The following is a 16,717-nucleotide window of genomic DNA, read 5'->3' as shown; positions in this document are numbered from 1 at the left end:
CGCGTGAGGATTGACTTCTGGCTTCCTTAGGATGGATTTCTTAGCAAAGGCACAGACTTAGGATTGATTTCTTAGGATCTCCTAGCTTCAAGGCCTTGGAGGGGGGATGTTGGTTGTGTGGGGCTTTCAATACCCCATTGGTGGTATAATGGAATCTATTTTTCCTAGATTCAAGGGCATTTTATGATCACTTTTTCTCACATACCACTAGAGGATTTCCTCGCTCCTCACAATCCAAAAGCACCCCAAAAGCAAACCATAGAGGATTTTGAAAAAGAACTAAAAACCTTCCTAGAAAAGGCACAAACTAGAGAGGATGAAGAATACCAAAAAAATGAAATCAATAAATTCCTAAACAAAGTCTATGGATATGACTGCAATACCAAGGGGAATATTGATAGCGCAATCTATGTCGATAATGAAGCCCAGGTCTTAATTGAAGTCAAGGCGCTCAAAAATAAAGCAGAATTTCCCAAAGATAAAGAAAACCCCCTAAGCAAAGCCCTTTGTGAGGGGATTCTCTATTTTTTAAGAGAAAGAGAAAAACATAACAACAACTCCATCAGGCACATCATCCTCTGCAACCCTTGTGAATTCTATGTCTTTGATGCCAGGAGATTTCATGTCTTCCTCAAAGATGCAAAAATCAAAAAGTAATGCTTTTATTGGCTGGGATCCTAAGAAATCAATCCTAAGTCTGTGCCTTTGCTAAGAAATCCATCCTAAGGAAGCCAGAAGTCAATCCTCACGCGCCGCGGCTATAAAAGAAAATCCATCCTAAGAAAATCAAGAATTGCTCTTCTTTGTTTTCTTCTCCCATCTCCTTAGTGCTAAAGCCCAGATCTTGGAATGAAATCAAGAATCATTCTGTTATTTCTTCTTTGTTTTGTTTCTTCTCATCTCTCTTGATAGTCTGGCTAATGCTACCTGCTAAAGAGGCATATTTCTTGTTTTCTCCAAAGCTATAGCGATAGCCAATGTTGAATTGATAATCTACAATAATCCTGCCTCCAAAGCTTCTTTCAAAATCAAAGTACACTCTGTGATTGTCTTTGATGGTGAAATTTGTCCCTAGGTTAAAGAGGAATCTTCCCGTAGAGCCTAGTGTCCTTAAAGCATTTACAGAACCTAGATTGGAGATGAGGGTGATATCTCCCCCACCAATATAATTCCCCACTCCATACAATCCCAAATAAATCTCTGGGTAATAGTTTTTATCTGCAGTGAATTGATAAAACCTATAGCCAAAGCTGCTTCCTATGCGTCCTTGCAATGTGAAGATGGAGGTTTGCACACCACTAAGATAATGGCTTCCTAGCACCTGTTTGAGATTGCTTTGGTTTAAATATCCCAGAGTGAGCTCCCCTTGTGGAGTAATGTACCACTCTTGATTTTCCCCTAGCAAGAAGCGATAGCCAATCTCTTGAGAAAAGGTAAAGCCAAAGTTATTCACACTGGGAGTGTTGTTATTCCCTGCAAGCTTGATTTTATTAGCAAGAAAGCTAAGCTTTATGATGCTATCACTATAAAGACCATTTTTAAAATTCGTGCTTCTTGTTGCACCATCTTGTACATAGGAGTTATAGAGTGCGATTTCAAAGGCATTGCCACTGCTAGATTTGATTCCTTTTTGTGCATGATTGAATGCTTGAGCCCTCATGAGAGAATCCATACCCGCATTGGCATAAGAGATTGCAAAGCCTAGATAATCATTAGCCCCCTCACTTCCAAAGGCATAATCATAGCCACCCTGCAGAGTGGTGTAGATGGATTTGGTTTGGAGCGCAAAGGTTGTGGTTTGCATACCATTAAATAGTCGGATCCACACACCATTGGCATGGGGATTATTTCTAAGTTCTCCTAGGCGCTTATTTAGGCTATTGATATTGGCTAGGTAGAGATAGTAATTACTAGCTAGTGCAGTGGCTGATGCAAGTTGGTTTGCCCTAGAAGTACCAGAAACCCCAGATTGCAAGAAATAAGTGGTGTAGTCATTTCCATGAATTCCACCCCCACTAGTGCCTCCACTAGCTCCAGCTCCACTAAGTCCATTGTTCTTTACCTTGCCATAGGCATCTGTTTTTATAGCAATGAGCTTGGTATCAAGCGCATCAAATCCCACAATTGTTCCTATGGTTTTAAAATCTACTAATGCTTTGCCAGAGGCATCATTTCTCACTGTTGCCACTCCAATATTTCCCTTAGTTTCTGTACCACCACCATGATATTTAATGCTTGATACATTGCCACTTGCTAGGATTTGGAGGTATTCTGTGAGAGGTGTGATGCTAGTTGCAGTGCTTGTACTTCCCCCAGTGCTTCTAGTGATTGTATTTCCAGAAGCACTGTTTTTGACATTATGAACAATCACCCTATCAGAATAAATATATCCATAAAGGCCGCTGCCATTAGAGGAGTGTTGATTATTCAATGCTGCTCCACTGCCATTATTGCTACCATTGCTTCCTTGATTGGCATTGGTATTTACATAGACCCTAAAGAGCGCATTACTTCCGCTAAGACCATTGGCTCCTAGTGCATTATTTGGGGTTGTGGAACCTGTGGGTGTGGAACCACCTGTACTACCTGTTTGACTTGCACTGCTTGCACCTCCAGTTGCTTGTGCTATATTTGTGGGATCCTTTCCAATGCTTAGGAGATAGAAGGTATTTCCCTCTCTTGTAATATTATTGCTGCCACCCCCACTAGCAACATCTACTACGGTATTGTTTTGCAAAAGAGTGGGTGTTGCACTATCATTTTTATCAAAGGTGGCTGCTTGGATGGTGAGATTTTCTAGCTGTGTGCTGGAATCTGCAATGAATTTTGCATTGTGTTCTAATACCAAATTTACCTTGGTGTGGCTATTTTGCAAATCCTTGCTAAAGCTTCCTAGGAAGATGCTTTTATTTTGCAGGTTAATTGTATAGGTAGAATTTATTGCTGCAGGATTTGTCGCATCAGAAGAGGAAAGTGCACTTACAGAGCCCACTGCAACACCACTTAATGTGATGGAGTTGTTGACATTATTTGCATCACCACTTTTTATTACATGGACATGGAGAGGAGTTGTGCTATTAGCTCCTAGTCCATGAGCCATAGCAGTGGAGATAAAAGAGGTAGAATAAGTGCCATCCTTGCCATCTAAATTTATGCTTTTATCTTGGAGTTGCAAAGAGATGCCATCTTTGAAGCTTGCAGCCAGCTCTGTAGTAGAACTTGTGCTATTTACTGGGCTTGTATTGCTTATTTGTGAAGCTGCCCTGGTTTGACTTGCATTGTTAGAGGGAGTTGTGCTAGGAGCTGTAGTGCCCTCACTTCTCTTATTGGCAAAGAATAGAGTTACAGTATTATTGCTGCCATCATAAACATAGGAATTCCCAGCAAAATGCCCTCCATAAGTGATGTTAGCATCTAGGGTCATGGGAGTTTGGAGGAGGATGGTGGTAGAACTATTATTGCCAGAAGAGATTGCATCAAACTTTGAGTTGGGGGTTGTGGAACCACCTGTTTGGCTTGCACTGCTTGCTCCTCCATCAGAAGTGGAAAAGCCAATGGAGTTTTTGCCTCCTTCTTGTGAGAGGATCCTAGCATTTGTGATGCTTCCGCCATTTCTTAGTTCAATAGTATTGCTAGCATTATTAGCTGTGATTTGCACAATGCCTGTGCTGCCTTCAATCTTGCCATTTTTATAAAATGTCATAGTGTTTTTTCCACCATTTTCTGCTAGGAGATTTCCTTTGAAGGTATCTCCATTGCCAGTGAAAATGGTTTGTAATTTGCCATTGTCTGCAGTGCCATTGCCAGAGGCAGCAGGAGTGATGCCACCACTGCTGCTAGATCCAACTGTTTTGGATTCCTTTCTACCAAAAAATAACACATTCTCTCCACCACTTGCAGTGATATTCCCCTCATACACCACTCCATCTTGCAAGAATTGTACTTGATTGTATCCAGGGCTTGCATTGCTAAGATGCCTTGCTTCAATATTTCCCTTCATGGTTCCTTGATCAAAGCTCACATTATTTATGCCTCCAAAGTTAAGAATATTCCCCCTCAATACCACTGTTGCCTGATTTGCACCAGTATTGCTAAATGTAATATGATTTGCTCCCGCACCACTTGCTCCCCTTCTTGTGGTGATATTTCCAGTCACAATCGCTTTATCAAAATTCGCATTAAATGTTGTGCCTGCATTTCCCTTTTGCAAATTACTGCCCCCACCTCCAATGACATTAACATTCCCAGTCAAGGCATTGGCCTGACCTGCACCCGTGCTACCAATATTTAGATTCAATGTTTTTTGACTACCTGAGATGTCACCAAAATCAAAGGTTAGATTTACTGGCTTTCCCGCACTCCCCACACCACCGCTTCCACCTGTTAGCGCCTTACCAGTCACGCTAAAAGTATTTATTGTATTTGCAATATTTACCACTATGTTTGTTCCCGTTGCAGTTCCTACGCCTGCGCTTGTAGCTCCATCTTGCACGAGACTGCCAGCACCATTTGTAAACAAAAAAGTAGCATTCCCGCCACTCCCACTTACTGCAGCAGTCTGTTTTTCAGCCGCTGGATTATCTACTGTTACTGTGATTTGACTTGCACCATCTGCTGCATTCCCGAAGCTAGAAGCAAGAGAGAACACAAAAGTGTTAGTAATGAATGGCTGGAAAATTTTTTTATAGTTTGAGAATTTTTGCATTATTTAAACCTTTGTTCTTATTTTTTTATCCTGAAAGTAAAGCAAAAAAATCTTGAGAAAAAGAATTTTTTGAAAATTTTATGAAAGGTGATTGATGAAGATATGCAAGAGGACTGCAGTCCACCCCACCGTAACCCAATGTATGAACAAAGTAGCAAAAATGTGACATTTCCACAACAAAGCCCTGCTTTTATAGTAACATTTCAAGAAACCACAAAAGGAGGCGACATGTTTGGCCCCTTCAAGACCGCAGCCCACAAACCCCTGCTAGCAGACGACAAAATTGACCCCGTGTATAAGCGTCTACGCTGGCAGGTGTTCCTAGGCATCTTCTTTGGCTATGCAGCCTATTACTTCACACGCTCCAACTTCGACCTAGCCCAAAAAGGTCTGATTGAAGCGGGACTCTACACCAAGACACAGCTAGGCATCATTGGCACGGGCATCGGTCTAGCCTATGGGCTTTCTAAGTTTTTTATGGCGGGCATCTCAGATCGCTCCAACCCCAAGATGTTTCTACCCACGGGGCTTTTTCTCTCAGGCCTTTGCATGACCCTCATGGGCCTAGTCCCCTGGGCGACTTCCAGTGTGCTCATTATGTTTTTGCTCATCTTTTTCAATAGCTGGCTCCAGGGCATGGGCTGGCCGGCATGTGGGCGCAGCATGGTGCACTGGTGGTCCAAATCTGAGCGTGGCTCCATCGTATCCATCTGGAACTGTGCACATAATGTAGGTGGGATGGTGCCAGGCATGATGGTGCTTCTAGCTAGCATGATCTATTTCAACCAATACGGCGTGCAGGCCAGTGCCAAAGACATCTGGCAGCAAGCGCTGTATTATCCAGGGATTTTAGCCATGATCGTGGCTGTGCCCGTGTTTTTGATCCTCAAAGACACTCCTCAATCCTGCGGCCTGCCCCCTGTGGAAAAATGGCGCAATGACTACCCCCCAAACTATGATGAAAAGACCTATGAGCACAACCTCAGCGCCAAAGAAATTTTTGTGACCTATGTGCTCAAAAATCGCCTGCTCTGGGCCATTGCGATTGCCAATGTCTTTGTGTATCTTATACGCTATGGGGTGCTCAAGTGGTCGCCTGTGTATCTGGGAGAGGTTAAGCATTTTGATATCAAGGGCACTGCCTGGGCCTACACCATCTATGAACTGGCTGCCATTCCAGGCACGCTTTTGTGTGGCTATGTCTCAGACAAGATTTTCAAGGGCAAGCGTGGGCTTACAGGGCTTGTATTTATGATTTTGACATCAATCGCCCTCATCGCCCTATGGCTAAACCCCGCCACCCCAGCAGATGAGCTTAGCAAATATGCCAATTGGTATGACAATCCCAATCAACTTGCAGATTTTATTTTGATGACTGCAATTGGCTTTCTCATCTATGGCCCTGTGATGCTCATTGGCCTGCATGCACTAGAGCTCGCGCCAAAAAAGGCAGCGGGCACTGCAGCGGGATTCACTGGGCTCTTTGGCTACTTGGGAGGGAGTGTGAGTGCTTCAGCGCTCATTGGCTTTGTGGCCGATCGCTTTGGCTGGGATGGGGGATTTTATGTGATGATAGTAGGAGGGGCATGCGCGATTGTCCTCATGCTTATCGTGACACTGGCTGAAAAGAAGCATAAGGCGCGATTAGGAGAGCATTATGGTAATTAGAGCATTCTTTTGGGCTGGGCTGTTGTTATTAGCCCTGGGTGCAAAACCCCTAGTGATCGCACACAGAGGAGCGAGCGGCTACCTACCTGAGCACACGCTAGAGGCCAAGGCCCTGGCTGTGGGACTTGGCGCGGACTATTTGGAGCAGGATTTGGTCATGACCAAGGATAATCATCTAGTAGTCATCCATGATGCATTTTTGGATGGGCTTAGCGATGTCGCCAAAAAATTCCCGCATAGAGCGCGCTCTGATGGGCATTACTATGTGCTAGATTTTACTTTGGCTGAGATACAAAGCCTAGAGATGACAGAAAATTTCAAGATACAAAATGGCAAGGAAGTGCCTGTGTATCCCAAGCGCTTCCCCCTTTGGAAGAGCCATTTCAAAATCCATACTTTTGAAGATGAGCTAGAATTCATTCAAGGGCTAGAAAAATCAATGGGCAAAAAAATCGGGATTTACCCTGAGATCAAGGCCCCTTGGTTGCATGCAAAAGAGGGCAAGGACATCGCGCTAGCCACGCTCAAGGTATTAAAAAAATATGGCTATGGCAAGCCTGGTGACCTGCTATATCTGCAAACTTTTGATTTCAATGAACTCAAGCGTATCAAAACAAAGCTTTTGCCTAGCCTCAACATGAAAGTCAAGCTAGTGCAACTGATAGCCTTTAGCGACTGGAAAGAGACGCAGGCTAAAAATGCGCGGGGAGAATGGGAGAATTATAGCTATGATTGGATGTTTGAAAAGGGAGCCATGCAAAAGATCGCTCAATATGCCGATGGTGTGGGCCCTGCGTGGTATATGCTCATTGATGCAAAGCGCTCACAAAAGGGGCGCATTGTTTATACATCCCTAGCAGCACAGATTGCCCGCTCCAAAATGGAACTGCATCCCTACACAGTGCGTCAAGATGCCCTGCCTGCTTTTTTTGAAAATGTGGATGAGATGTATGCTGCGCTGTTTAAGGGGGCAAAATCTAGCGGGGTGTTTACGGATTTCCCAGATAGCGCACGAGCCTATGTAGATCAAACTTATGGGCATTGATATGCCCTGCAAAAAATGAGAGGGGAGAGGAAGCCTGAATGTGCAAATAGGGACAAGAGCTTCTCTCATGCGCAAGCTGCCTCCCCCTTATTGATCTCCCACCCCTACGACGCTTTTTATCAATATTTTGGGAGCCTCTCACAGCAGCGCAAGCTGCCTGCAAGGGATTTTCAAGGCGCTTGAAGCAGTGAAGCGAGGGGGGCTTGGTGTTATGGTTTTTATCTCTTCATTGCCCGCATGCGGAGGCAGGGGATTTTTTCAAATGCTTCCCCTTCCTTGCAAAATTGCTGGGCTCTAGCTCCCTCATCCCCTATCCATGGGGCTAGGGGAGGGGTGAAATCTTTTGAAAAAAGCCCTGGGGCTAAAAAGCGAGCGGGATTTTTGGTGGAGGGTTTTAGAAATGATGCCTTAGGGGATTTTAACAGCGAGGGTTTTGAAAAACAGCTCCAAGAAATCAAAAATCTTGGATTAAATTTGCGCGATTTTATCCTGCACTCTTTCAATGATCCAATCTGGAGTCGAAGCTCCCGCAGTGATCCCACAGATTTTCTTTCCAGCAAACCACTGCATCTTTAAATCACGCTCATCTTCTACCAAATAGCTATCTTTGCAATACATCTGCGCGATGGTGAGCAGCTGCTTAGTGTTAGAAGAAGTCTTGCCTCCCACCACGATCATGATATCCACCTCTTGGCTGAGCTCCTTGACAGCTTCTTGATTGTCAAAAGTGGCATTGCAGATGGTATTGAAAATCCGTGTTTCATAGCAATTTTGCATCAGATAATTGGCAATCTCTAGAAATTTTTTCATTTGCTTGGTGGTTTGAGAGATGAGCGCGACCTTTTTCCCCAAAGTCTTGTCATAAAGCCCCTCTAGCGTGTTCACTACAATGGGTTCACTCACGGCATAGCTCATCACGCCCTGGATCTCTGGATGGCTCGCATCCCCAAATATGACGATGCAATATCCCTCTTTGCTCATGGATTCTGCAATCTGCTGGGGCTTAATCACAAAAGGACAGGTAGCATCGGTGATTTTGGTGTTTTTGCTTTTTAGAATCTCTAGATCTTGTTTTGTGATGCCATGTGTGCGAATGATCACACTTTGCCCCTCAAATACATTTTCGGTCTTATTTTCTATCCTCACGCCAAAGCCATCTTCCAAGCGCTTAATCTCACGAGGATTGTGAATCAATGGACCAAAAGTGATGGCTCCTGGACTTTTTTCTGCGAGCTTGATCGCGCGCTTCACACCAAAACAAAAGCCATATTTTTTTGCTAATTTAATCTGCATCATGCGCCCTTTTTGATTTGCTCTAAGATTTCCAAAAAATTGGGAAAAGAAATATTCACACAAGAAAAATCCTCGATCTCTCCTCCACAAAGCAGCATTGCCACCGCAAAGCTCATAGCAATGCGATGATCTCCATAGCTATCCACCCTCGCTGGTTTTAGCTCCCCACCAAGGATCTCAAAGCCATCTTCCCTCTCTGTGGCAACAATGCCCATTTTTTGGAGATTACTCACAACGGCTTTGATTCTATCGCTTTCTTTTACGCGCAATTCTTTGGCATTTTTTACCACACTTTTGCCCTTTGCCACTGCCATAGCAATCGCAAGCGCAGGCAATTCATCAATCAGCCATGCGATATGCTCACTCACCTCGATAGCACAAAGGTCGCTAGATTCTATAATGATATCCCCCGTGGTCTCGATTTGCTCTTTTTTATTTTCATAAGAGATTTTTGCCCCCATTTTTTTGAGCACTTCATAAGCTTGTATGCGCGTAGGATTAAGCAGGACATTTTTTAGTACCAGGTGGGAACCTGGCACAATCACTCCGGCTAAAGCAAAGAAAAACGCACTGGAAGGATCAGAGGGGATGGTGATGCTAAAGGGATCTAGAGGCCCCTGCAAGGGCTCTAGCTCTATGGTATTGGCACTTTTGGTGATTTTTGCGCCCATTTTTTTGAGCATCCTCTCTGTATGATCGCGGCTTAGCTCTGGCTCACTAAATCTACTCTCTGAGCTTGCAAAAAGGCCAGAGAGCAACATAGCACTCTTGACCTGAGCGCTGGCAATGGGGCTGGCGTAAGCAAAACCCTGCAACTTTGCGCCAATGATACTAAGAGGTGCATAGCCTCCCTCTCTTGCAAAAATCCTGGCACCAATGCTCTGCAAAGGAGCGATCACGCGCTGCATAGGACGAGCGTGCAGGTATTTGTCCCCACAAAGCACAAAATACCCCTTGACTCCTGCGAGCAATCCTGTATAAAGGCGCATGGCTGTGCCCGCATTGCCACAATCTAACAGCACATTTGGCTCTTTGATTCCGTTTTTTGGAGGGATGAGAGAGAGGGTGTTAGAGTTTTTTTGGATGACTTCTAATCCCAAATGTTGCGCGATTTTTAGGGTGTCTAGCGTATCACTGGCTTGCAGGAAATTTTGCACCTCACAGGCACCTTTTGCAAGCAGGCTAAACATCGCGCAGCGATGGCTGATGGACTTGTCAGAGGCGATGTTTTCTACCACGCCCTTGAGAGAGGTTGCAGGGGCAAAGCTCTTCATTTGAGTTTTGCACCAAAATTCTCTTCTAAGATCTCTAAGATCTTTTGCATGATAGCTTGGATATCTTCTTCTCTCAAGTTATTTTCTAGCGGGACAATTTCTACGCGGATGCTAAGGGCGATCTGTGTCTCATTTTCACTAAAAATATCCATGGGATAGAGATTTTTGAGATGCAAGATCCTAGCACTCATTAGAACATCGCGTATGTTACCAAAGGCGATATCACGATCGATCAAAACAGTGAGATCCCTCTGGCTTGTAGGGAGCTTGCTAAATGGTGAGAAAAGTGGATGTTCTAGCAAAAATGCGTCCACATCCAACTCGCAAATAAAGGCATTTTGAATCTCTAACTCTTTGGCGATGCTAGGGTGGAGTTTGGCGATGATGCCAAGCTTTTTGCCATCGCGCAGGACCTCTGCGCTCTGATAGGGGTGGAAGACATGGGGCAGGGCTTGGCTACTTTTTTGCAATGTAAATTCCCCCATGATTTGGGAAATAACCCTTGCAAAGGTATAAAAATCCCATTTCACTCCTTTGGGATGGGGGAAAATCTCACCCTCTAGACAACCACTGACAACAAAAGCGATCTTGGTGCTTTCTGTGCGCTCTCTATCATACACGCTACCAATCTCACAAAGCTTGATGTTCCTATAGCCATAGTTCTGATTTCGCGCTACAGAATCTAAGAGTGCTGGCAAAAGAGAAGTGCGCAGGGTATTGAGCTCAGAAGTGATGGGGTTTAGCAATTCTTTTTCTTCACGCAAAGTAGGGAATCCCAGCGCATGCAAGCGCTCTTTTTGATAGAAAAGATAATGAATGCATTCCAAAAATCCATTGGCAAGGGCGCGAGAAATCAGCGCTCTTTGATTTTTGTAGGTGGTGCAAACGGGGGTGATTTTAGAAATTTCACTCATTTTGTGAGGAACTGCAGGGATCTTGTCCACACCATAGATTCTCAAAATCTCTTCTGCCAAATCCTGCTCGGTAAAAACATCATGACGATAGCCTGGCACAACAATACTGAAGGAATCATCATTGGCTTTGACTTCAAGATAGAAATCCAGTCTTTTGAGAATCTCAGACATGATCTCACCATCAATCTCTGCGCCGATAATGCTAGAAATATTACTAAATTGCGTGCGTATGATATTTGGGGCGGCGTCTTGTTTGACTTCCTGCATGCCATTATAAATAAAACAATCATTATGCGCCCCAAGCAATAAGCAGAGATAATTCATTCCCATGTGCAGGTCTGGATTGCTTCCGCGCGTAGTTTTATAAACAAGCTCCTTGTCATGAGGAAAGTCCTTGTAGGTGTGAAGGAGTTTGGAAATTTTAGTAGGGGGTATGTAACTTGCCTCAAATACAATGGTTTTTGCATGATCGATATCTTGATGTATGACATTGCCTATGCCAATATTTGAGAGTCTTTCCTCTGCATATATGGTCTCAAACCCCTTCTCATCCTCGCGCACATGGAGCCACAAAATCTCATTGGCCTGGTTTTGATCTTTGCGCAGAGCATCTGCCTCATATGCATTTAGTATCACTCCTGTCATATAAGTGATATAGGCTAGATAATTCTCCAAGATTCCTTTTTTGAGTATCCCAGCATTGGCGAGTGCTAGCCCAAGCTTTAGGGGCAGGGTTTTGCTCTCAAAATCCACGACCTTATAAAACAAAGACGCACTTATTTTGTTTTCCATTGCCACTTGGAATTTGCGCCCCACTCCGATTTGATTGGTGCTCATGTATTCTCTGGATTTTTTAAGCTTGAGGCCAAAATAGGCCTTAAGCTCACGCGCGATGCCTAATACACAGAGGCAATCCCCGCGATTGGGGGTGAGGGAAATCTCTAAGTTGTACCCCTGGAAGCTCTCGTAGTCACATAACTCCCTGCCAAGATCTAGCTCCCCGATGCTGTGATCTAGCAGCATAATGCCTTCATTTATCTTGCCTAGGCCTAATTCTGTGCTAGAGCAAAGCATCCCATAGCTATTCACACCGCGCAGTTTGCTCTCTCCAATCTCTAGGACCCTCCCATCAAACTCTAGCCGCGCACCCTTCAAAGCCACAGCCACAAATTGATCTGTATCTACATTTTTTGCACCACAAACAATTTGCAGGCATTCCTTACCTACATCCACTTGGCAAACACTCAGCTTATCTGCATCAGGATGGGGGTTTTTCTCTAAGACCTTGCCAACCACGACATTTCTTGGCATTTGCACGCGGGTGAGGGATTCCACCTCCAGCCCTATGTTGTCCAAGACCTTGCAAATCTCTTGGATATCCAGATGGGAAATATCAATAAATTCTTCTAATAGATGGGTTGCTACTATCATTAAAATTGCTCCAATACTCTTAAATCAGTTTCAAAAAAGCTTCGCAAATCATTCACCCCACAAGTAAGCATGGCCAATCTTTCAATCCCCATGCCAAAAGCATAGCCACTCACCCCGCTATATCCCACCGCTTCAAAAACATGAGAATCCACCACTCCACAACCCAAGACTTCAAGCCAACCTGTATGAGAGCAGACTCGACACCCCTTGCCATCACAAAAATTACAGCTAATATCTACCTCAGCACTGGGCTCTGTGAAGGGAAAAAAGCTTGCACGGAATCGCACGCGCACATCGCCAAAAAGATATTTCAGAAAATCTTCCAAGGTGTATTTTAAATTTGCAAAATCTGCCTTATTTACCTCATCCACCACAAGCCCTTCGACTTGGTGAAACATGGGCGTATGAGTGAGATCATAGTCTCGGCGGAATGTAGGACCTGGACAAATCATTTTTATAGGGGGCTTTTGAGATAGCATGGTGCGAATCTGCACGGGAGAGGTATGTGTGCGAAGCAATAAAGAATCTCTAAAATAAAAGGTATCTTGCATATCACGCGCAGGATGATACTCTGGAAGATTTAGCGCTTGAAAATTATGAAAATCATCCTCTATCAATGGACCCACACAAAGATCAAAATCAATGTTTCTAAAATATTCTATAATCCTATCTTTTGTGTAATTGATAGGATGTCCAACACTGCGCTTTTGTGCATTGTGAAACAAACTGGGGTCGATTTTTTCTCCAAGCAGCGCTTCTTTGAGGGCAGAATCTTCTAGTTCTATCTTCTTGGTGTTAAATGCTTTTTCAAACTCCGCTTTGAGAGCGTTTAGCTCCTTTGCTAATTCTTTTTTTTGCTCGCCTTCTAATTCTTTGAGCATAGCAAATTTTTGTGTTATGCTTCCCTTTCTACCAAAAAATTCAATACGCACGGCCTCAAGTTCTGCGGTATTTTTTGATTCCCATATCCTTTGCAACATCTTTTCCACCAAATCACCTCACACCTAAATTAACAATATAAAACTACAATGCTAGCAAGGGTTATTCTATCTAAAATTTCAAAAAAGAGGAAAATATGCGAAATCATGGGCTTAAATACGGACAAATCAATTTGAAGGACTATATCTTGATTGACATAAGAGAAGAGGAGGATTACAAAAATTTTCACATCACCGATGCAATCCACCTGCAAGATATTGCAAAAATTAGCCATATTGCTAAGGAAAATCCTGATAAAAAAATCCTGCTGTACTGCTACCATGGCAATACCGCCAATTCTTACACCCAAGAATTAGTGCGATGGGGTTTTGAAAATATTTATTTTTTGCAAGAAAATTATGAAGAATTTGAAAGCCTGGGAATTCCTCTAAGCTTTCAAAAATAACACCTCTCTGTACTGGAGGGGCGTGGGAACCACCGGGTGGTGTGATGACTTTGGGTGCAGGATACTCCAATCTCTCTCCCCAGTCACCTATTGCCACCTTAGCATCACCTTCCCAATCATCTTTGTCCCCACTCTTTTAGCCACCCCTCCACGGAAATTATTTGACCACTACGTGGGGAATGATTTCAGGGATCATAAAGGCAATAAACAGCGTCCACAATCCAACAATAATCACAAATCCTAGCGAATATTTTATCGTGAATCTAAAAAGATCAGACTCCCTGCCTACAAGCCCAACTGCCGCACAAGCAATGGCAATACTTTGAGGGCTAATCATTTTCCCCACAACTCCTCCCACAGAATTTGCCGCCAAGAACAATGCTTCAGGAACTCCAAGCTTTTGCGCACTTACTTGTTGCAATGTCCCAAATAAGAGATTGGCACTGGTATCTGAACCAGTGAGAAACACTCCAATCCAGCCAATAATAGGAGAGAAGAATGCATAAGCATCACCAGTGTGAGCAAATGCAAGACCCAGAGTCGTGCTCATACCACTATTCTTAGAAATAAAGGCAAAAGCCACAACAAGCCCGATAGTAAAGCAGGGAATGGCCATTTCTTTGAGTGTAGCGCGGAAGCATTCTGCCACTTCCTCTGCCTTAATCTTGAGGATCAAGATGCTCAAAAATGCCGCGAACAAAATCGCCGTCCCTGCTTGTGCGACGGTTTTACCATTGATGAGGTCGATGTTGAGCCCTAATTTCAGAGGCTTGGAACCCTGCCCATCAACGATGGATGGACTTAGGATGGTTTGCGAAATGTTATCAAAATGCAACCCGATGCTCGTAAATCCCAAAATCGCGTCTTTGTGAAACAATGCCTTAAACCAAGGCTGCGTCCAAATAATGATGCAGATAATAAGCAAGATAAAAGGAGTCCAGGCACGCAACACGGTGCCAAAGCTAAGGGTGCTTTTTTGGTCGAAATTCTTTTCATCATCTAGGCGGAAGATATGCTTTGGTTTCCAAAACTTCAAAAAGACTGTGGTAACTGCTAGGGAGACAATTGCAGATATGATGTCAGGGAGCTCAGCACCCAAGTGATTGGAGCTCCAAAACTGTGTCCCTGTAAAAGATGCCGCTGCGACAAAAATCGCAGGGAAGGTCTCGCGTACGCCCCTAAATCCATTCATCAAAAACACGATAAAAAACGGGATGCACAGACTCAGGGGCACAAGCATCCTTCCCACCATCGCAGAAACAGCATGCTGCTCCACCCCCACAAGATTTGCCATGGCAATGATAGGGATCCCAACTGCACCAAATGCCACGGGAGCGGTGTTAGCAATCAGACAAAGTCCTGCAGCGTATAAGGGACGCAGTCCCAATCCCACAAGCAATGCCGCAGTGATGGCTACGGGCCCCCCAAAACCAATGGCCCCCTCCAAAAAAGAGCCAAAACAAAAGCCAATCAAAATCACCTGAATCCTATGATCAGGCGTGATGCTAATGACGCTTTGCTTGATGATCTCAAAAGAACCAGATTTCACAGAAAGCTTATAGAGGAAGATTGCTGCGATAATAATCCATGCAATCGGCCACATGCCATTAATGAAGCCCTGCACAAAACTCGCACCCACCAGATTCCATGGCATGCCATAGACAAATAATGCGATCGCGGTTGCGGCAATCACTGTCAAAAGCCCCGCTTGATACCCCTTGAGTTTGAAAAACACCAAACATGCAAAAAAACACAATATAGGCAGAAATGCCACAAGAGCACTTAGGCCTATATGATTTAGGGGGTCGTAATTCTGAATAAATTCCATAAACCACTCCTACAACTCAAACTTTAATCACTTCTCTCTAAAGGGAATAGAAGGCGTTATTATTTTTCCAAAAAACCCAAAAAATATCAAGGCATTTTCCAGCCAGCCCCACCCTCGCGAGTCAAAATGTTACGAAAAACTCGCAAAAAATATAGTATAAAATTCCCAAAATACCGATGTTTCACGCAGTTTTTTTCTATCAATAGAGAAAAATTATAAATCAAGATTTTTTCTCAAATATTTCAACAAAATGCTCATAAATTTGCTTCAATGGACTGCAATTTTGATCCATTCAAGGCCATCAAACCTCTTTCCAAGTTCTAGCAAACCACTCACCCCGCAATTATTTTTCTGGCAAAACCAGGAATTTTTCCCAAGCAAGCCCACAAAGCAAAAGCCTATGCTAAAATCACAAAAAAACAACCAGGCTGTGCACCATGGAAAAGATTGCAATAATTGATTCTTGGAAAGAATTGCTAAAAGAAGAATTTCAAAAACCCTACTTCGCACAAATCAAACAAAAATATATCACAGCAAAAAAACAAGGTGCAATCCTATACCCACCCGCTAAATTAACCTTCCACGCACTCAATCTCACTCCGCCAACGACTCTAAAAATCGTTATCCTTGGTCAAGATCCCTATCATGGGAGTGCAATTTTAGGAAATCAGGAAGTCCCTCAGGCTATGGGACTTAGCTTCTCAGTTCCACGAGGCATGCCCATTCCACCAAGCCTTCAAAACATCTACAAAGAACTTGCACAAAGCAAGGGATTCATCCCTCCAAATCACGGGGATTTAAGCAAATGGGCAAGCAATGGAGTGTTATTACTGAATGCAATTTTAAGCGTAGAAAGGGGCAGGGCAGCATCTCACCAAGATTTTGGTTGGGAGCAATTCAGCGATGCAATTATTCGCACCATCTCGCAAGAATTTTATGGCATCGTGTTTATGCTATGGGGCAATTTTGCCAAGAAAAAGGCTCACTTAATAGATCCTCAAAAACATGCCATTATCCCAGCCCCTCACCCCAGCCCATTATCGCGAGGTTTTTTGGGAAGTGGGGTATTTGTGAGGGCGGATGAGGCTTTGCAAAAATTTGGCAAAGCACCGATGGATTGGTCACTCTAGAGCCATCTCTATTTTCATTCTCTCCTCTATTTTGATGAATCTTCA

10 protein-coding genes and 1 pseudogene are annotated in these 16,717 nt (G+C 43.8%); 5 read left to right on the top strand and 6 right to left on the bottom strand.

Features of this window, described 5'->3' with window-relative positions:
- Positions 1–183 precede the first annotated feature (183 nt).
- A pseudogene (locus DQN48_RS00315) lies at positions 184–654 on the top strand (DUF7149 domain-containing protein); the annotation flags it as partial.
- A gap of 208 nt (positions 655–862) precedes the next feature.
- On the opposite strand, the gene DQN48_RS00310 reads toward DQN48_RS00315, so the two are convergent.
- Positions 863–4,705: an autotransporter outer membrane beta-barrel domain-containing protein gene (locus tag DQN48_RS00310; protein ID WP_013022423.1), complete on the bottom strand. Its 3,843-nt coding sequence runs from the start codon at positions 4,703–4,705 to the stop codon at positions 863–865.
- A gap of 228 nt (positions 4,706–4,933) precedes the next feature.
- Here DQN48_RS00310 and glpT point away from each other — a divergent pair, with 228 nt between their 5' ends.
- On the top strand, positions 4,934–6,373 hold the full coding sequence (gene glpT / locus DQN48_RS00305; RefSeq protein WP_013022422.1) for a glycerol-3-phosphate transporter: 1,440 nt from the start codon (positions 4,934–4,936) through the stop codon (positions 6,371–6,373).
- A complete protein-coding gene (gene glpQ / locus DQN48_RS00300; protein ID WP_013022421.1) occupies positions 6,363–7,418 on the top strand; it encodes a glycerophosphodiester phosphodiesterase in 1,056 nt (351 codons plus the stop codon). Before glpT ends, glpQ begins: the two co-directional genes overlap by 11 nt.
- A 468-nt stretch (positions 7,419–7,886) precedes the next feature.
- Here the strand turns inward: glpQ and DQN48_RS00290 are convergent, their stop codons facing one another.
- Genes DQN48_RS00290 through pheS form a run of 4 tightly spaced genes read right to left on the bottom strand, consistent with a single transcriptional unit; the run spans position 7,887 to position 13,319 of the window.
- Positions 7,887–8,711 (bottom strand): 4-hydroxy-3-methylbut-2-enyl diphosphate reductase, encoded by an 825-nt coding sequence (locus DQN48_RS00290; RefSeq protein WP_013022420.1) that lies wholly within the window; start codon positions 8,709–8,711, stop codon positions 7,887–7,889.
- On the bottom strand, positions 8,711–9,985 hold the full coding sequence (gene aroA, locus DQN48_RS00285) for a 3-phosphoshikimate 1-carboxyvinyltransferase (RefSeq protein ID WP_013022419.1): 1,275 nt from the start codon (positions 9,983–9,985) through the stop codon (positions 8,711–8,713). Before aroA ends, DQN48_RS00290 begins: the two co-directional genes overlap by 1 nt.
- Complete coding sequence (gene pheT, locus DQN48_RS00280) at positions 9,982–12,330, bottom strand: phenylalanine--tRNA ligase subunit beta (RefSeq protein ID WP_013022418.1); 2,349 nt, start codon at positions 12,328–12,330, stop codon at positions 9,982–9,984. The genes aroA and pheT overlap by 4 nt, the downstream gene beginning before the upstream one ends.
- Positions 12,330–13,319: a phenylalanine--tRNA ligase subunit alpha gene (gene pheS / locus DQN48_RS00275; protein WP_013022417.1), complete on the bottom strand. Its 990-nt coding sequence runs from the start codon at positions 13,317–13,319 to the stop codon at positions 12,330–12,332. Before pheS ends, pheT begins: the two co-directional genes overlap by 1 nt.
- Before the next feature lie 86 nt (positions 13,320–13,405).
- Between pheS and DQN48_RS00270 the strand changes: the two genes are divergently transcribed.
- A complete protein-coding gene (locus DQN48_RS00270; protein WP_041913009.1) occupies positions 13,406–13,714 on the top strand; it encodes a rhodanese-like domain-containing protein in 309 nt (102 codons plus the stop codon).
- A 157-nt stretch (positions 13,715–13,871) separates the two neighbouring features.
- Here DQN48_RS00270 and DQN48_RS00265 read toward each other — a convergent pair whose 3' ends face one another.
- The gene (locus DQN48_RS00265; protein WP_013022415.1) at positions 13,872–15,542 is read right to left on the bottom strand and encodes an L-lactate permease; all 1,671 of its coding nucleotides are present in this window, start codon (positions 15,540–15,542) and stop codon (positions 13,872–13,874) included.
- A 437-nt stretch (positions 15,543–15,979) separates the two neighbouring features.
- On the opposite strand from DQN48_RS00265, the gene ung reads away from it, so the two are divergent.
- On the top strand, positions 15,980–16,672 hold the full coding sequence (gene ung / locus DQN48_RS00260; RefSeq protein ID WP_013022414.1) for a uracil-DNA glycosylase: 693 nt from the start codon (positions 15,980–15,982) through the stop codon (positions 16,670–16,672).
- The last annotated feature ends 45 nt before the right edge of the window (positions 16,673–16,717 follow it).

The sequence above is a fragment of the Helicobacter mustelae genome, from assembly GCF_900476215.1.
In the GTDB taxonomy this organism is placed as follows: Bacteria; Campylobacterota; Campylobacteria; order Campylobacterales; family Helicobacteraceae; genus Helicobacter_H; species Helicobacter_H mustelae.
This window is presented reverse-complemented; position numbering and strand designations above follow the sequence as displayed.